Here is a 15,688-nt window from a genome sequence, read left to right on the forward strand (position 1 = left end):
GCCGATTGCGGGGTCGGTCCTTCGATCGGCTACTCTTCTATGCGTTAATAGTCCCATCCGTTCGTCAAGGAGCACTCCTGTGGCTGCCACCGACGTCCGCCCGAAGATCACGCTGGCCTGCGTGGAGTGCAAGGAGCGGAACTACATCACCAAGAAGAACCGGCGTAACAACCCGGATCGAATGGAGATGAAGAAGCACTGCCCGCGTTGCAACGCGCACACCGCGCACCGCGAAACGCGATAAATCAGGCTCGTATGCGAGGCCGTCCCCGAGTGATCGGGGGCGGCCTCGTGTCGTTGAGCGACCCGTACCGGTCAGTAGAGCGACGCCGACGCAGAGCGACGCACAGTAATCAGGAGGTGCCGAGGCCCATGGCGCTCGACCAGTCCTTCGTCGGGCGGAGCTACCCGCCCACCGATCCCTATGAGGTCGGCCGGGAGAAGATCCGCGAGTTCGCCGAGGCCGTGGGGGACGCCAACCCGGTGTACACCGACCCGGAGGCCGCCAAGGCGCTCGGCTACGCCGATGTGATCGCGCCGCCGACCTTCGTGTTCTCGATCACCTTCAAGGCGGCGGGAGTGGTCGTCCGCGACCCGCAGCTCGGGCTCGACTACAGCCGCGTCGTGCACGGCGACCAGAAGTTCGCCTACAAGCGGCCGGTGCGCGCCGGTGACCGGCTCTCGGTCGTCTCGACCATCGAGGCCGTCAAGTCCATGGCGGGCAACGACATCCTGGACATCCGTGGCGAGGTCCACGACGAGGCCGGCGAGCACGTCGTGACCGCCTGGACCAAGCTCGTCGCCCGTGCCGCGGAGCCGGCGGCAGCCGACGGAGAGGCGTGAGGAACCGATGACGGCGAAGATCGCTTACGACGACGTCGAGGTCGGCACCGAGCTGCCGGCCCAGACCTTCCCTGTGAACCGCGCCACGCTCGTGCAGTACGCGGGCGCCTCCGGGGACTTCAATCCCATCCACTGGAACGAGAAGTTCGCCAAGGAGGTGGGCCTGCCGGACGTCATCGCGCACGGCATGTTCACCATGGCCGAGGCGATCCGCGTCGTCACCGACTGGACCGGCGACCCGGGCGCGCTCGTGGACTACGGCGTGCGCTTCACCAAGCCCGTCGTCGTCCCGAACGACGACCAGGGCGCCGTGATCGAGGTCACCGGCAAGGTGGGCGCCAAGCTCGACGACAACACCGTGCGGGTCGACCTGACGGTCACCAGCGGCGGGCTGAAGGTGCTCGGGATGTCCCGGGCGGTCGTACGGCTGGCCTGAGGGCCGAGCGCCCGCCGACCACGGGCCATCGCAGCACACGGTAAGGGGCGCTCTCCATGCAGAGGCGCCCCTTACATACGGCCACCCCTTGACTTAGTTAGTGATTGAGCACTAACTTAGTCACATGGTCAGGATGAGTGCAGAGGAGCGGCGCGAGAGCGTCATCCGCGCGGCGACGAGCGAGTTCGCGCGGGGCGGCTATCACGGCACGTCCACCGAGACGATCGCCAAGCGCGTGGGTGTTTCGCAGCCGTATCTCTTCCGGCTCTTCCCGGGCAAGAAGGCGATCTTCCTCGCCGCCTCCGAGCGCTGCATGGACGACACCGTCCGTACGTTCGAGGAGGCCGGCAAGGGGCTGGAGGGCGAAGAAGCCCTGCACGCCATGGCGAACGCGTACACCCGGATGATCGCGGAGCAGCCCGAGCGGCTGATGATGCAGATGCAGATGTACGTCGCGGTGGCCGCCGCGGAGGCGGAGGGCGACCACGCCTTCGGCGAGGCCGTGCGGGCCGGGTGGATGCGGCTGTGGGACACCGTCCATGTGCCGCTCGGCGCCGATGCGAACGGGACGACGGTCTTCCTGGCGTACGGCATGCTCATCAACTGCCTGGTGGCCATGGGGTTCGCGCCCGAGCATCGGGTCTGGGAAGGGATGTATCCCTCGGCTCGGCTGAAGGGCCGGCTGGAGAAGTAGGAAGCGCGAAGCAGGAAGCAGGCGGTCGGGGAGCGTGGGTTCGGGCCCATTTTTTTGACCGCGAAAGTTAGTTATCAATTACTAACCGAAGATCGATCAACCGCTGGGGGAGCGATGTCACAGCAGAAAGCACGTCCGACCGAACGTCGCGGGGGAGCCGTCTGGGCCCTCGTCATCACCAGCGTCGCCGGATTCATGGCGGCCCTCGACAACCTCGTCGTCACCACCGCCCTGCCGTCCATCCGCAAGGACCTCGGCGGAGGGCTGGGCGACCTCGAATGGACCGTGAGCGCCTACACGCTCACCTTCGCCGTGCTGCTCATGTTCGGTGCGGCGCTCGGCGACCGGTTCGGCCGCCGCCGGATGTTCCTCGTCGGACTCACCGTCTTCACCGCCGCCTCCGCCGCCGCGGCCATGGCGCCCGGGATCGGCTCCCTCATCGCCGCCCGCGCCGTCCAGGGCGTCGGCGCGGCCGTCATGATGCCGCTGACGCTCACCCTGCTCACGGCCGCCGTGCCCGCCGCCAAGCGCGGGATGGCGTACGGGATCTGGGGGGCCGTCAACGGGCTCGCGGTCGCCTCCGGACCGCTCATCGGCGGCAGCCTCACCGAACACGTGTCCTGGCACTGGATCTTCTGGCTGAACGTTCCGCTGGGCCTCGCCCTGCTGCCGCTCGCCCGGCTGCGCCTCGCCGAGTCGTACGGCGCCGGCACCCCGCTCGACATCCGCGGCACGCTGCTCGCCAGCGGCGGCCTCTTCGGGCTCGTCTACGGCCTGGTGCGCGGGCCCGCCGACGGCTGGACGAGCCCGCTCGTGCTCACCGGCCTGATCGCGGGCGGGGTCCTGCTCGTCGCCTTCGTCCTGCACGGGCTGCGGGCCAGGAACCCCATGCTGCCGATGCGGCTGTTCCGCTCCCGCGCCTTCGCCGGGATCAACGCCGCGAGCCTGCTGATGTTCCTGGGGATGTTCGGCTCGATATTCCTGCTCAGCCAGTACATGCAGGGCGTGCTCGGCTACTCGCCCACCGAGGCGGGCCTCAGGATGCTGCCCTGGACCGGGATGCCGATGCTCGTCGCGCCGATCGCCGGCATCCTCTCCGACCGCGTCGGAGGCCGACCGGTCGTCGCCGCCGGGCTCTTCCTCCAGGCCGCCGGGCTCGGCTGGATGGCCGCCGTGGCGACCGTCGACGCCTCCTATGCCGTCCAACTGCCCGGTCTGATCGTCAGCGGCATCGGCATGGCGCTGTTCTTCGCCCCGGCCGCCAACCTGGTGATGTCCAGCGTCCGCCCGCAGGAGCAAGGGATCGCCTCCGGCGCCAACAACGCGCTGCGAGAGGTCGGCGGCGCCCTCGGCGTCGCGGTCATGGCGTCGATCTTCTCGGCGCAGGGCGGCTACGAGTCCGGCCAGGCCTTCGTCGATGGACTGCGGCCCGCGCTGGTCACCGGCTCGGCCGTGGTGGCCCTCGCCGGGATCGCGGCCCTGCTGATACCGGCCGGGCGGCGCGCGGCCCAGGTCGTGATCGACGCCGAGACCGGAGCCGGAGCCGAGGCCGAGGCTGGAGTCGAAGCCGGAGCCGAGGTCGAGCCGTCGGCGTCCGCACTGGAGAGCGCCGCCCGCTGAGAAGCCCGGCACGCACGCGTACGGCCCCGTCCACCTCGGCGGGGCCGTACGCGCGCGTGCGGTGAGGCGGGCGCGGCTGTCGGTCCGGGCGGGCAGGGGTGTCAGTGCCGTCTCGTAGGCTTGGGCGCGTGCAGGAACTCCAGGACGCCCCGCTCGCCCCGCTGACCACCTTCCGGCTGGGCGGTCCCGCCACCAGGCTGGTGACCGCGACGACCGACGCCGAGGTGATCGCCGCCGTGCGCGAGGCCGACGCGGCCGGCACACCGCTGCTGATCGTCGGCGGCGGGTCGAATCTCGTCGTCGGCGACAAGGGCTTCGAGGGCACCGCCCTGCGCATCGCCACCCGGGGGTGCGAACTCGTCGGGCCCCGGCTGGAACTGGCGGCGGGTGAGGTGTGGACCGACGCCGTCGCCCGCACCGTGGAGGCTGGGCTCGCCGGCATCGAGTGCCTGGCCGGCATCCCCGGATCGGCGGGCGCCACCCCGATCCAGAACGTCGGGGCGTACGGCCAGGAGGTCTCCTCGACGATCACCGAGGTCATCGCCTACGACCGCCGCGCGGGCGAGACGGTCGCGCTCACCGCCGAAGAGTGCGCCTTCTCCTACCGTCACAGCCGCTTCAAGGCCGACCCCGAGCGGTACGTCGTCCTGCGCGTCCGGTTCGAACTGGAGGAGGCGGACGGGCTGTCGGCGCCCCTGAAGTACGCCGAGACGGCACGCGCGCTGGGCGTCGAGCCAGGGGACCGGGTACCGCTCGCCGAGGCCCGCGAGACCGTGCTCGCACTGCGCGCCGGAAAGGGCATGGTCCTGGACCCCGAGGACCACGACACCTGGTCGGCCGGCTCGTTCTTCACCAACCCGATCCTCACCGACGCCGGCTTCGCGCTGTTCCACGCGCGCGTGCGGGAGCGGCTGGGCGACGGCGTGGAGCCGCCCGCGTACCCGGCCGGCGAGGGGCACACGAAGACGTCGGCGGCCTGGCTGATCGACAAGGCGGGCTTCACCAAGGGGTACGGCAGCGGGCCCGCCCGCATCTCGACCAAGCACACCCTCGCCCTCACCAACCGCGGAGCGGCCACCACGGAGGACCTGCTGGCGCTGGCCCGCGAGGTCGTCGCCGGGGTACGCGAGGCCTTCGGCGTCACCCTGGTCAACGAGCCGGTGATGGTGGGCGTCAGCCTCTAGAGAGTGGGCGTCAGCCTCTAGAGACCTCTAGACCCTTAGACCCGACCCTTAGACCCCCTAAGCCCCTAGAGACCTCTTGGGCATCTCCAGGCCTCCAGGCCCGGGCCCTAGTAGGCCACCCCCACCCCCTGCTTCACCGTCCCCGTGTCCGCCACCATGGCGAGCATCGCGTGCGCCACATCGGCGCGTCCGATGAAGCGGCCCTTGGGCGGGAAGCCGCCCACCACCGTCCGGTACGACCCGGTGACCGGCTTGTTCTGGAGCCGCGGCGGCCGGACGACCGTCCACTCCGTGGCGCTGCGCGTCAGCTCCGCCTCCATCTCGCGCAGATCGGCGTACACGTCCTTCAGGGCCGCCGAGACGATCCCGCGCACCGTGCGGTCCAGGAATCCGTCGCCCGCCGGCTCGGGGCCGACCGGGCCGGCGCTCACCACGAGCAGCCGGCGCACGTGCTCGGCCTCCAGGGCGGACAGCACCGTACGGGTGAGCCGGGTGGCGACCCCGGCGGCCTTGCGCTCGCGTGCGCCGAGCCCGGACAGGACGGCGTCCCGGCCCGCCACGGCGGGCCGCAGCGCCTCCGGATCGGTCAGGTCCGCGCGGACGACCTCCAGGCGGGCGCCGGTGACGGCGAGCCCGGCCGGGTCCCGTACGACGGCGGTGACCTCGTGGCCCGCCTCCAGGGCCTGGCGGACGATCTCCCGGCCGATGCCTCCGGTGGCGCCGAAAACGGTGAACTTCATGACGAGCTCCCACTCCCCGTTGGGTGGGTGAGTATTCACTCACCCCTGCTTCCTCTATAGTGGGTAAGCGTTCACTCACCCGTCAAGAGGGGAACCCGCATGGATCGACCGGCCCGCGTGCGCATCCTCGACGCCGCGCACGAGCTGATGCTCACCGTCGGACTGTCCCGCGCCACGACCAAGCAGATCGCGAAGGCGGCCGGCTGCTCCGAGGCGGCGCTCTACAAGTACTTCGCGAGCAAGGAGGAGCTGTTCATCCGGGTCCTCGCGGAACGGCTGCCCCGGCTGGGCCCGCTGCTGAGCAGCCTGGCCGCCGAGCCGGGCCGGGGCACGCTGGAGGGAAACCTCACGGAGATCGCCCGCCAGGCGGCCCACTTCTACGAGCAGAGCTTCCCGATCGCGGCTTCCCTGTACGCCGAGACCCAGCTCAAGCGGCGGCACGACGAGGCCATGCGGGACCTCGGCGTGGGCCCCCATGTGCCGATCGAGCAGCTCGCCGCGTATCTGCGGGCCGAGCAGGGCGTGGGCCGGGTGCGGGCGGACGCGGACCCGTTCGCCGCCGCCTCGCTGCTGATGGGGGCCTGTGCGCAGCGGGCGTTCGCCTACGACGCGGCGGAGGAGCGGCCGGAGGCGGACGGGTTCGCCGAACGGCTGGCCCGCACCCTGCTGGCCGGCATCGCCGGCCGATAGCTCAGACCGCCAGCCAGTCGTCCACGCCCGCCAGCAGCTTCGCGCGTACGTCCTCCGGGGCCGCCGAACCGCGTACCGACTGGCGGGCCAGCTCCGCCAACTCCTCGTCCGTGAAGGCGTGGTGGCGGCGCGCGATGTCGTACTGGGCCGCGAGGCGGGCGCCGAACAGCAGCGGGTCGTCGGCGCCCAGGGCCATCGGCACGCCCGCGTCGAACAGGGTGCGCAGCGGGACGTCCTCCGGCTTCTCGTAGACGCCCAGGGCGACGTTCGACGCCGGGCACACCTCGCAGGTCACGCCCCGGTCGGCGAGCTGCTTCAGCAGCCTGGGGTCCTCGGCCGCCCGCACCCCGTGGCCCAGCCGATTGGCGTGCAGATCGTCCAGGCAGTCACGGACGGAGGCCGGGCCGGTCAACTCGCCGCCGTGCGGGGCGGACAGCAGCCCGCCGTCCCGCGCGATCGCGAACGCGCGGTCGAAGTCCCGCGCCATGCCCCGCCGTTCGTCGTTCGACAGGCCGAACCCGACCACTCCGCGGTCGGCGTACCGGACGGCCAGCCGGGCCAGGGTGCGGGCGTCCAGCGGGTGCTTCATCCGGTTCGCCGCGACCAGTACCCGCATCCCGAGCCCGGTGTCGCGCGAGGCCGTCTCGACGGCGTCCAGGATGATCTCCAGCGCCGGGATCAGCCCGCCCAGCCGGGGCGCGTACGACGTCGGGTCGACCTGGATCTCCAGCCAGCCCGAGCCGTCCTTCAGATCCTCCTCGGCGGCCTCCCGGACCAGCCGCTGGATGTCCTCGGGCTCCCGCACGCACGAGCGTGCCGCGTCGTAGAGGCGCTGGAAGCGGAACCAGCCCCGCTCGTCCGTGGCCCGCAGCTTCGGCGGCTCGCCGCTCGTCAGCGCCTCGATCAGCGCTTCGGGCAGGCGCACGCCGTACTTCTCGGCCAGTTCCAGCACGGTGGTGGCCCGCATCGACCCGGTGAAGTGCAGGTGCAGATGGGCTTTCGGCAGTTCAGAGACATCACGTACACGCTCCATTCAGCGATCCTGCCGTACGTCGATGTCCTCCCGGTAGCCGTTTCCCCGAACGTGGTCTTGCTCGCACACAGCAACGGGGGGTGGTCCCGAATTCGGGACCACCCCCCGTTCAAAAAGCCGATGTCAGTCCCTGGCCTCCGCCAGCAGCTTCTGGATGCGGCTCACGCCCTCGACGAGGTCCTCGTCGCCCAGCGCGTACGACAGACGCAGATAGCCCGGGGTGCCGAAGGCCTCGCCCGGCACCACCGCGACCTCGACCTCCTCCAGGATGAGCGCGGCCAGCTCGACCGAGTCCTGCGGGCGCTTGCCGCGGATCTCCTTGCCGAGCAGCGCCTTCACCGAGGGGTACACGTAGAAGGCGCCCTCGGGCTCCGGGCAGAGCACGCCGTCGATCTCGTTGAGCATCCGGACGATCGTCTTGCGGCGGCGGTCGAACGCCTCGCGCATCTCCTCGACGGCCGACAGGTCACCGGAGACGGCGGCCAGCGCGGCGACCTGCGCCACGTTGGAGACGTTCGAGGTGGCGTGCGACTGGAGGTTCGTCGCGGCCTTGACGACGTCCTTCGGGCCGATGATCCAGCCCACCCGCCAGCCGGTCATCGCATACGTCTTGGCGACGCCGTTGACGACGATGCACTTGTCGCGCAGCTCGGGCACGACCGCGGGCAGCGAGGTGAACGTGGCGTCGCCGTAGACGAGGTGCTCGTAGATCTCGTCCGTCATCACCCAGAGGCCGTGCTCGACGGCCCAGCGGCCGATCGCCTCGGTGTCCTCGGCGCTGTAGACCGCGCCGGTCGGGTTGGAGGGGGAGACGAAGAGCACGACCTTGGTGTTCTCGGTGCGCGCGGCCTCCAGCTGCTCGACGGAGACCCGGTAGCCGGTCGTCTCGTCGGCGACCACCTCCACCGGGACACCGCCGGCCAGCCGGATCGACTCCGGGTACGTGGTCCAGTACGGCGCCGGGACGATGACCTCGTCACCCGGGTCGAGGATCGCGGCGAACGCGTTGTAGATGGCCTGCTTGCCGCCGTTGGTGATCAGGATCTGCGAGGTCTCGACCTCGTAGCCGGAGTCGCGCAGCGTCTTCGCGGCGACCGCGGCCTTCAGCTCGGGCAGACCGCCGGCGGGCGTGTAGCGGTGGTACTTGGGGTCCTGGCAGGCCGCGACGGCGGCTTCGACCACGTAGGCCGGGGTCGGGAAGTCGGGCTCGCCGGCGCCGAAGCCGATCACCGGCCGCCCGGCGGCCTTCAGGGCCTTGGCCTTGGCGTCCACGGCGAGAGTGGCGGACTCGGAGATCGCGCCGACGCGGGCGGAGACCCGGCGCTCGGTGGGAGAGGTTGCAGCGCTCATGGGGCCCATGGTTTCAGACCGGAAACCACCGCGGCACACGGGTTTCATCTACTGAACATGTACGGGCAGCGCGCCGCACATCCGTCCGGATCCGCCGGTCCCTCCCCGTCCGCGCCGGACGATCTTTCGCGGACGAAGCCCCCACGGGCACTTTCCGTTCGACGAGGCGCTCAAGACCACGTACACTCACACGTCGTTGGCCTTCAACAGCCGCGCCGCGACAGGTGCACACCGAGCACCCGCGCGGATGCGGTAAGTTGGGGAAGACACAAAGGGTCGTAGCTCAATTGGTAGAGCACTGGTCTCCAAAACCAGCGGTTGGGGGTTCAAGTCCCTCCGGCCCTGCTACACACACCTTGCCAGGATGTGTGCGCAGCGCATGTACGTACAGCAATGCACTCGCCGTGCGGCTCAGACCGGGCGCGGCACGGCCACGACCCGGGAACAGGTGAGGACGAATGGCGGACGCCGTGGGCTCCATCGATACGCCTGATGCCCAGGACGAAGTGCCTGAGGCGGCGAAGAAGACCCGTAAGGGCGGCAAGCGCGCCAAGAAGGGCCCGCTGAAGCGACTCGCGCTGTTCTACCGCCAGATCGTCGCGGAGCTCCGCAAGGTCGTATGGCCCACGCGTGGCCAGCTGACTACGTACACGACCGTGGTGATCGTCTTCGTGGTCATCATGATCGGCCTGGTGACCGTGATTGACTATGGACTCAGCCACGCCGCCAAGTACGTCTTCGGCTGAACCAAGAGCGAAGGGCGCCGAGGTATCCGGCGCCCCTTTCGCATGTTCCACCCCTATGTATCCAGGAAGAAGCAGCCACCGTGTCTGACCAGAACCTGAACGAGGACGTCGAGTCCGTGGACGACGAGCTCGACATCGTCGAGGGCGCGGACGATGACCTGGACGAGTTCGAGGCTGCCGAGGCCGAAGCGGGCGAGCCCGCCGAGGAAGCCGCACTCCACGTCGAGGATGAGGACGAGGAAGCCGCGGACGAGGAAGCCGACGAGGACGTCGTCGAAGAGGCCGAGGAAGAAGAGCCGGCCGAGCCCGTCGACCCCGTCGTCGCCCTGCGCGAGGAACTGCGCACCCTCCCCGGCGAGTGGTACGTGATCCACACGTACGCCGGCTACGAGAACCGCGTGAAGACCAACCTGGAGCAGCGCGCCGTCTCGTTGAACGTCGAGGACTACATCTTCCAGGCCGAGGTGCCGCAGGAAGAGGTCGTCCAGATCAAGAACGGCGACCGCAAGACCATCCGTCAGAACAAGCTCCCCGGCTATGTGCTGGTGCGCATGGACCTGACGAACGAGTCCTGGGGCGTCGTCCGCAACACCCCCGGCGTCACCGGCTTCGTGGGCAACGCCTACGACCCGTACCCGCTGACCCTGGACGAGATCGTCAAGATGCTCGCCCCGGAGGCCGAGGAGAAGGCCGCCCGTGAGGCCGCCGAGGCCGAGGGCAAGCCGGCTCCGGCCCGCAAGGTCGAGGTCCAGGTGCTGGACTTCGAGGTGGGCGACTCGGTCACCGTCACCGACGGCCCGTTCGCCACGCTGCAGGCCACGATCAACGAGATCAACGCCGACTCGAAGAAGGTCAAGGGCCTCGTCGAGATCTTCGGCCGCGAGACCCCGGTCGAGCTGAGCTTCGACCAGATCCAGAAGAACTAGCTCCTTCTGGAACACACGCCTCCGACCAGGTCAGGCGGGCTGTCACAGCTCGCCTGACCTGCTCGGTTTTTGGCCGCGCATAGATACCCGTTATTGTTGTGCGGTATGCCTCCATCCGGATCATCCGGATGGGAAGGCTGAAAAACTCTCACTAGGACCCGGAGAGAGCAATGCCTCCCAAGAAGAAGAAGGTCACGGGGCTCATCAAGCTCCAGATCAACGCCGGTGCGGCGAACCCCGCACCGCCGGTCGGCCCCGCGCTCGGCCAGCACGGCGTCAACATCATGGAGTTCTGCAAGGCCTACAACGCCGCGACCGAGTCGCAGCGTGGCTGGGTGATCCCGGTGGAGATCACGGTCTACGAGGACCGTTCCTTCACCTTCGTCACCAAGACGCCGCCGGCCGCGAAGATGATCCTCAAGGCCGCGGGTGTCGAGAAGGGCTCGGGCGAGCCGCACAAGACCAAGGTCGCCAAGATCACGCAGGCGCAGGTCCGCGAGATCGCCACGACCAAGCTGCCCGACCTGAACGCCAACGACCTGGACGCCGCGTCGAAGATCATCGCCGGCACCGCCCGTTCCATGGGCATCACGGTCGAGGGCTGAGCCCCAACCCCGCATAAGCCTTCAGCAGTACGTGGCAGGGCCTGCTCGGCCCGTTACCACGACTCCTCAGAACAACATCAGGAGCAGTAGTGAGCAAGCGCAGCAAGTCTCTCCGCGCTGCGGACGCCAAGGTCGACCGGGACAAGCTCTACGCCCCGCTCGAGGCCGTGCGTCTCGCCAAGGAGACCTCCACGAGCAAGTTCGACGGCACCGTCGAGGTCGCCTTCCGCCTGGGTGTCGACCCGCGCAAGGCCGACCAGATGGTCCGTGGCACCGTGAACCTGCCGCACGGCACCGGCAAGACCGCCCGGGTCCTGGTCTTCGCGACCGGTGACCGTGCTGCGGCCGCAGAGGCCGCGGGCGCCGACATCGTCGGCTCCGACGAACTGATCGACGAGGTTGCGAAGGGCCGTCTGGACTTCGACGCCGTCGTCGCCACCCCGGACCTCATGGGCAAGGTCGGCCGCCTCGGCCGCGTGCTCGGTCCGCGTGGTCTGATGCCGAACCCGAAGACCGGCACGGTCACCCCCGACGTGGCCAAGGCCGTCACGGAGATCAAGGGCGGCAAGATCGAGTTCCGCGTCGACAAGCACTCGAACCTGCACTTCATCATCGGCAAGTCGTCCTTCGACGACACCAAGCTGGTGGAGAACTACGGCGCGGCCCTGGACGAGATCCTTCGTCTGAAGCCGTCCGCCGCCAAGGGTCGCTACATCAAGAAGGCCGCGATCAGCACCACGATCGGCCCCGGCATCCCGGTCGACCCCAACCGCACCCGGAACCTTCTCGTCGAGGAGGACCCGGCCGCGGTCTGAACCTGACGGTTCGCCATCGGTCGGCGACGAGCCCCGCAACCTTTTGAGGTGCGGGGCTCGTCCCTTTTTGTCGTACGGCTCTTTTTTCGTACAGCTGTCTTCGGTCGGTTGTCAGTGCTGTGCGTTAGCGTGCAGTCACGGGAGAAAACTTGGGGGTGGGGCGAGTGAAGCGTGTGACTGTGCGCCGCGTAGGCCTGTCGATCGGTGCGTTGACGCTGGTGGCGGGGGTGACCGCCTGCAGCGGGTCCGGCGGTTCCAGCGGCTCGGGCGGGACCGGCGGTTCCGGCAAGGGTGGGGACGACAACCCGCGGCTCAGCCCCGTCGCCGCCCTGCTCAGCGCCGAGAAGTCCACCGATGGCGCCGACTCCGCGAAGGTCGAGTCGACCACGAGCATGGGCACCGTGATGTCGATGACGGCCGAGGGCGCCCTCGGCTGGGGCGACGGCCTCACCGGCACCCTCACCATCACCTACACCGGCGGCACCATGGCCGAGCAGATGCGGCAGATCGGCAGCACGTCGATGGAGGCCCGCTATCTGCCCGACGCCTACTACGCGAAGATGGGCGACGCCTTCGCGGAGCAGGCCGGCGGCAAGCACTGGATCAAGTACGCGTACGACGACCTGGAGAGCCTCGGCGGCAGCTCCGGCGCGTATCTGAAGGACCAGATGCAGAACACCACCCCGAACCAGTCGGTGAAGCTGCTGCTGGCCTCCGGGGATGTGCGGGAGGTCGGCGAGGAGCGGGTGCGGGGCCGGCAGACCACGCACTACTCGGGGACGGTCGATGTGAGCGACCTCGCCGAGAAGAACTCCAGCCTCAGCCAGAGCCAGCTCGACGACCTGAAGAAGACGCTGGAGCAGGCGGGCGTCACCACCGAGACCGTCGACATCTGGGTCGACGACCAGGACCTCCTGGTCAAGAAGGTCGAGAAGGGCGAGACGACGGCGGGCGCGTACATGCAGACCGCCTACTACAGCGACTACGGCACCGAGGTCGTTGCGGACGTGCCGCCGCCGAGCGACACGGCGGACTTCACGGAGCTGGTCAAGCAGCAGTCGGCGGGCTGAGACCCGGAAACCCACGGGACGGCAAAGAGCGTCTCAGGATATGGTCGGTCCTCGGCAGGGGCGCGGGGGGAAACGCGTCACAACGCGTCACAGCATGTCGCGGCGCGTCACGAGGTCCCGGGGGGACATATGAACAGAACGCACAAGACCGCCGCGGCCGCGACCACGGCACTGCTGCTGACCGGCGCCGTGGCCTGCGGAAACAGCGGGAAGAGCGGGGCCGACAACGTGTCGCGGTCCGCTGCCCAGGTCCTCACGGCCGCCTTCGAGAAGACGGCCGAGGCCAAGTCCGCCCGGGTCACCATGACGATGTCCATGCCGGCCGCCCTCGAAGACGGCGGCGACATGAAGATGACCGGGATCATGGGCTGGGACCCGACCGTCATGGACGTCACGATGTCGGGCTCCGCCCTCGCGGCGGATCCGGACGCCCCGGAGCGCATGCGGATGATCCTCCGGGACAACGTGATGTACACGGACATGGGCGCCGACAGCCCGGCCGAGATGGACGGCAAGCGCTGGATGAAGATGGACTTCGCGGCCCTGGCGGAGGCCAGCGGTGACGCGGAGCTCCAGAAGCAGATGACGTCCGGCCTGGAGAGCATGAACCAGGACCCGACCGAGCAACTCGCCCTGCTGCTCGACTCGCCCAACCTGAAGCGCATCGGCAGCGAGAAGATCGACGGCACCCAGGCCGAGCACTACAAGGGCACGCTCACGGTGAAGGAGATGCTGGACTCCGGCAACTCCCTGGACGTGCTCAAGCCCAAGGAGCGCGACAAGCTCCTCAAGGGGATCGAGAAGGCCGGCATCACGGGCTACGACACCGAGGTCTGGGTCAACGAGGACGACCTCCCGGTGCGTATGGACGTCGGGATGGACACTCCCGAGGGGGACCTCAAGATGAGCATGACGTTCTCCGACTACGGCACGAAGGCCGAGGTCGAGGTGCCGCCCGCGGCCGAGACCTTCGACATGGGCGAGATGTTCAAGGAGCTCGCGCGGAGCGGCTTCGGCGAGGACGGCAGCACCGGCGACCCGGAGCTGGACGAGGAGCTGGCCGACGAGCTGGCAGACCTGGACCTCGAAGACCTCGAAGGCATCGATGGTCTCGAAGACCTCGAAGGTCTCGAAGACCTCGATTCGGCACCCGCCGTCTGAGCCCGTACGGGCGGATTTGCTTGGCGGTGGCCCGTTCACGTAGTCTCCTCAGGAAGCCAAAGACCGCTGGTCGTTGCCGTGCCCTCATAGGAGAGCGCGGTGGCCGAAGGATCCGCTGCCAGGCGGACGACCCGCGCAGGTGACTGTGGAATTGCTCCCGGATGGAATCCGCTCACGGAATTCGTTCGGTCGAGCTACGCCCCGTGCACCTGTGCCGGGGCGTTTCGTTTGTCCAGCCCCTTCTGAGCGGTCCTCATCACCCGGAAGGAGGCCGACGCTCTATGGCAAGGCCCGACAAGGCTGCCGCGGTAGCCGAGCTCACGGACGCGTTCCGCAGCTCGAACGCCGCTGTGCTGACCGAGTACCGGGGTCTCACCGTGGCGCAGCTCAAGACGCTGCGTCGTTCGCTCGGTGAGAACGCCCAGTACGCCGTGGTGAAGAACACGCTGACCAAGATTGCGGCCAACGAGGCCGGGATCTCTACGCTCGACGACCTGTTCAACGGTCCGACGGCGGTCGCCTTCATCACCGGTGACCCGGTGGAGTCGGCGAAGGGTCTTCGTGACTTCGCCAAGGACAACCCGAACCTCGTCATCAAGGGCGGTGTCCTTGACGGCAAGGCGCTGTCCGCCGACGAGATCAAGAAGCTTGCGGACCTCGAGTCCCGCGAGGTTCTGCTCAGCAAGCTGGCGGGTGCCTTCAAGGGCAAGCAGTCTCAGGCTGCTTCGCTGTTCCAGGCGCTTCCGTCGAAGTTCGTCCGCACCGCGGAGGCGCTTCGCGTCAAGCTCGAAGAGCAGGGCGGTGCCGAGTAATTCGGCTCCCGAAATGACCGCCGCCTGAGGCAGCGGTCGTCGCGGGCCGAACGTACGCCCGCCAGACATGTACACACCCGGCACCAGCCGAATTAGTGAAGGGAAGCCATCGTGGCTCTCACCCAGGACGAACTGCTCGCCGAGTTCGAGACGATGACCCTCATCCAGCTTTCCGAGTTCGTGAAGGCGTTCGAGGAGAAGTTCGACGTCACCGCCGCCGCGGCCGTCGCCGTCGCCGGTCCGGCCGGTCCGGCCGCCGCCGCCGAGGCCGTCGAGGAGCAGGACGAGTTCGACGTCGTCCTCACCGGCGCCGGCGAGAAGAAGATCCAGGTCATCAAGGTCGTGCGTGAGCTGACCTCCCTGGGCCTCAAGGAGGCCAAGGACCTCGTGGACGGCGCCCCGAAGCCCGTTCTCGAGAAGGTCGCCAAGGAGGCCGCGGAGAAGGCTGCCGAGTCCCTCAAGGCCGCCGGCGCCTCCGTCGAGGTCAAGTAACACCACGCGGTCGGCGACGACCGCACGCGTCGGCTGAAAGAGTCCCTCCGGGGCTGTAACGCCCACGCACCGAAGAGCGATCATCCATCTGGGTGGTCGCTCTTCGGCGTTCCTGGGAGCGCGGCCACGGTTGCCTTGCACCCCCCTGACCGGGGGGTATGGTGATCTTCGTCGTGTCTCCGAGCGCCCTGGTGGGCGTAGGGGGGCCTTGACGAACCGCACGCAGCGCGCAATTCTCAGGACGCGTCGTCACAAGGATCCGAATCCGAGGCATGGATCGACGACGAAGTGGGCAGTATGACCGTGCGTTGAGGGCTAACCGGACCGAGGGCGTTGAGAACCACGAGGGTCTCGAAGAACCCGCACTGGACATCAGTGTGCCAAGTGGCTACACTGACCCTTTGCGCTGCCTGTTAGCTGTCCCCTGCCCGTCACCAGGGGCATGCCCTCCCTTTAGCCCAGACGATCAGA

General features: G+C 68.8%; 18 protein-coding genes and 1 tRNA gene. 16 read left to right on the plus strand and 3 right to left on the minus strand.

The window, feature by feature from the left end:
- Positions 1–79: 79 nt before the first annotated feature.
- The 6 genes from rpmG (at position 80) to ACWCPF_RS01070 (ending at position 4,777) form a co-directional block, all read left to right on the plus strand.
- Entirely contained in the window at positions 80–244 is a 165-nt protein-coding gene (gene rpmG / locus ACWCPF_RS01045) for a 50S ribosomal protein L33 (RefSeq protein ID WP_018834916.1), read from the plus strand.
- Positions 245–372: 128 nt separating this feature from the next.
- On the plus strand, positions 373–843 hold the full coding sequence (locus ACWCPF_RS01050; protein WP_451042851.1) for an FAS1-like dehydratase domain-containing protein: 471 nt from the start codon (positions 373–375) through the stop codon (positions 841–843).
- Between the two features lie 7 nt (positions 844–850).
- Positions 851–1,279, plus strand: coding sequence for a MaoC family dehydratase (locus tag ACWCPF_RS01055; RefSeq protein ID WP_451042852.1), 429 nt, complete (start codon positions 851–853; stop codon positions 1,277–1,279).
- A 124-nt stretch (positions 1,280–1,403) separates the two neighbouring features.
- Positions 1,404–1,973: a TetR/AcrR family transcriptional regulator gene (locus ACWCPF_RS01060; RefSeq protein ID WP_451042853.1), complete on the plus strand. Its 570-nt coding sequence runs from the start codon at positions 1,404–1,406 to the stop codon at positions 1,971–1,973.
- Positions 1,974–2,087: 114 nt separating this feature from the next.
- On the plus strand, positions 2,088–3,593 hold the full coding sequence (locus ACWCPF_RS01065) for a DHA2 family efflux MFS transporter permease subunit (protein ID WP_451042854.1): 1,506 nt from the start codon (positions 2,088–2,090) through the stop codon (positions 3,591–3,593).
- 128 nt (positions 3,594–3,721) lie between these two features.
- A complete protein-coding gene (locus ACWCPF_RS01070; RefSeq protein WP_451042855.1) occupies positions 3,722–4,777 on the plus strand; it encodes a UDP-N-acetylmuramate dehydrogenase in 1,056 nt (351 codons plus the stop codon).
- Positions 4,778–4,884: 107 nt separating this feature from the next.
- Here the strand turns inward: ACWCPF_RS01070 and ACWCPF_RS01075 are convergent, their stop codons facing one another.
- Positions 4,885–5,517: an NAD(P)-dependent oxidoreductase gene (locus ACWCPF_RS01075; RefSeq protein WP_451042856.1), complete on the minus strand. Its 633-nt coding sequence runs from the start codon at positions 5,515–5,517 to the stop codon at positions 4,885–4,887.
- Positions 5,518–5,616: 99 nt separating this feature from the next.
- Here ACWCPF_RS01075 and ACWCPF_RS01080 point away from each other — a divergent pair, with 99 nt between their 5' ends.
- Complete coding sequence (locus tag ACWCPF_RS01080; protein ID WP_451042857.1) at positions 5,617–6,207, plus strand: TetR/AcrR family transcriptional regulator; 591 nt, start codon at positions 5,617–5,619, stop codon at positions 6,205–6,207.
- Position 6,208: 1 nt separating this feature from the next.
- Here ACWCPF_RS01080 and ACWCPF_RS01085 read toward each other — a convergent pair whose 3' ends face one another.
- Positions 6,209–7,240 carry an adenosine deaminase gene (locus ACWCPF_RS01085; protein WP_451042858.1) on the minus strand — a complete coding sequence of 344 codons (1,032 nt, stop codon included), beginning with the start codon at positions 7,238–7,240 and terminating at the stop codon, positions 6,209–6,211.
- Between the two features lie 123 nt (positions 7,241–7,363).
- Complete coding sequence (locus ACWCPF_RS01090; protein ID WP_451042859.1) at positions 7,364–8,590, minus strand: pyridoxal phosphate-dependent aminotransferase; 1,227 nt, start codon at positions 8,588–8,590, stop codon at positions 7,364–7,366.
- A 272-nt stretch (positions 8,591–8,862) separates the two neighbouring features.
- Here ACWCPF_RS01090 and ACWCPF_RS01095 point away from each other — a divergent pair.
- The 9 genes from ACWCPF_RS01095 (at position 8,863) to rplL (ending at position 15,217) form a co-directional block, all read left to right on the plus strand.
- Positions 8,863–8,935, plus strand: a tRNA-Trp gene (locus ACWCPF_RS01095).
- Between the two features lie 113 nt (positions 8,936–9,048).
- A complete protein-coding gene (gene secE / locus ACWCPF_RS01100; RefSeq protein WP_451042860.1) occupies positions 9,049–9,336 on the plus strand; it encodes a preprotein translocase subunit SecE in 288 nt (95 codons plus the stop codon).
- Positions 9,337–9,416: 80 nt separating this feature from the next.
- Positions 9,417–10,262, plus strand: coding sequence for a transcription termination/antitermination protein NusG (nusG, locus tag ACWCPF_RS01105; protein ID WP_351903908.1), 846 nt, complete (start codon positions 9,417–9,419; stop codon positions 10,260–10,262).
- Between the two features lie 170 nt (positions 10,263–10,432).
- Positions 10,433–10,867: a 50S ribosomal protein L11 gene (gene rplK / locus ACWCPF_RS01110; protein WP_019072313.1), complete on the plus strand. Its 435-nt coding sequence runs from the start codon at positions 10,433–10,435 to the stop codon at positions 10,865–10,867.
- Positions 10,868–10,956: 89 nt separating this feature from the next.
- Complete coding sequence (gene rplA, locus ACWCPF_RS01115; RefSeq protein ID WP_451042861.1) at positions 10,957–11,682, plus strand: 50S ribosomal protein L1; 726 nt, start codon at positions 10,957–10,959, stop codon at positions 11,680–11,682.
- 164 nt (positions 11,683–11,846) lie between these two features.
- Positions 11,847–12,752, plus strand: coding sequence for a hypothetical protein (locus ACWCPF_RS01120; protein WP_451042862.1), 906 nt, complete (start codon positions 11,847–11,849; stop codon positions 12,750–12,752).
- A gap of 129 nt (positions 12,753–12,881) precedes the next feature.
- Positions 12,882–13,913: a hypothetical protein gene (locus ACWCPF_RS01125; RefSeq protein ID WP_451042863.1), complete on the plus strand. Its 1,032-nt coding sequence runs from the start codon at positions 12,882–12,884 to the stop codon at positions 13,911–13,913.
- Positions 13,914–14,194: 281 nt separating this feature from the next.
- A complete protein-coding gene (rplJ, locus tag ACWCPF_RS01130) occupies positions 14,195–14,725 on the plus strand; it encodes a 50S ribosomal protein L10 (RefSeq protein WP_450946110.1) in 531 nt (176 codons plus the stop codon).
- Between the two features lie 108 nt (positions 14,726–14,833).
- Entirely contained in the window at positions 14,834–15,217 is a 384-nt protein-coding gene (gene rplL, locus ACWCPF_RS01135) for a 50S ribosomal protein L7/L12 (RefSeq protein WP_451043108.1), read from the plus strand.
- Positions 15,218–15,688 lie beyond the last annotated feature (471 nt).

The organism is Streptomyces sp. NPDC001858 (assembly GCF_053594615.1).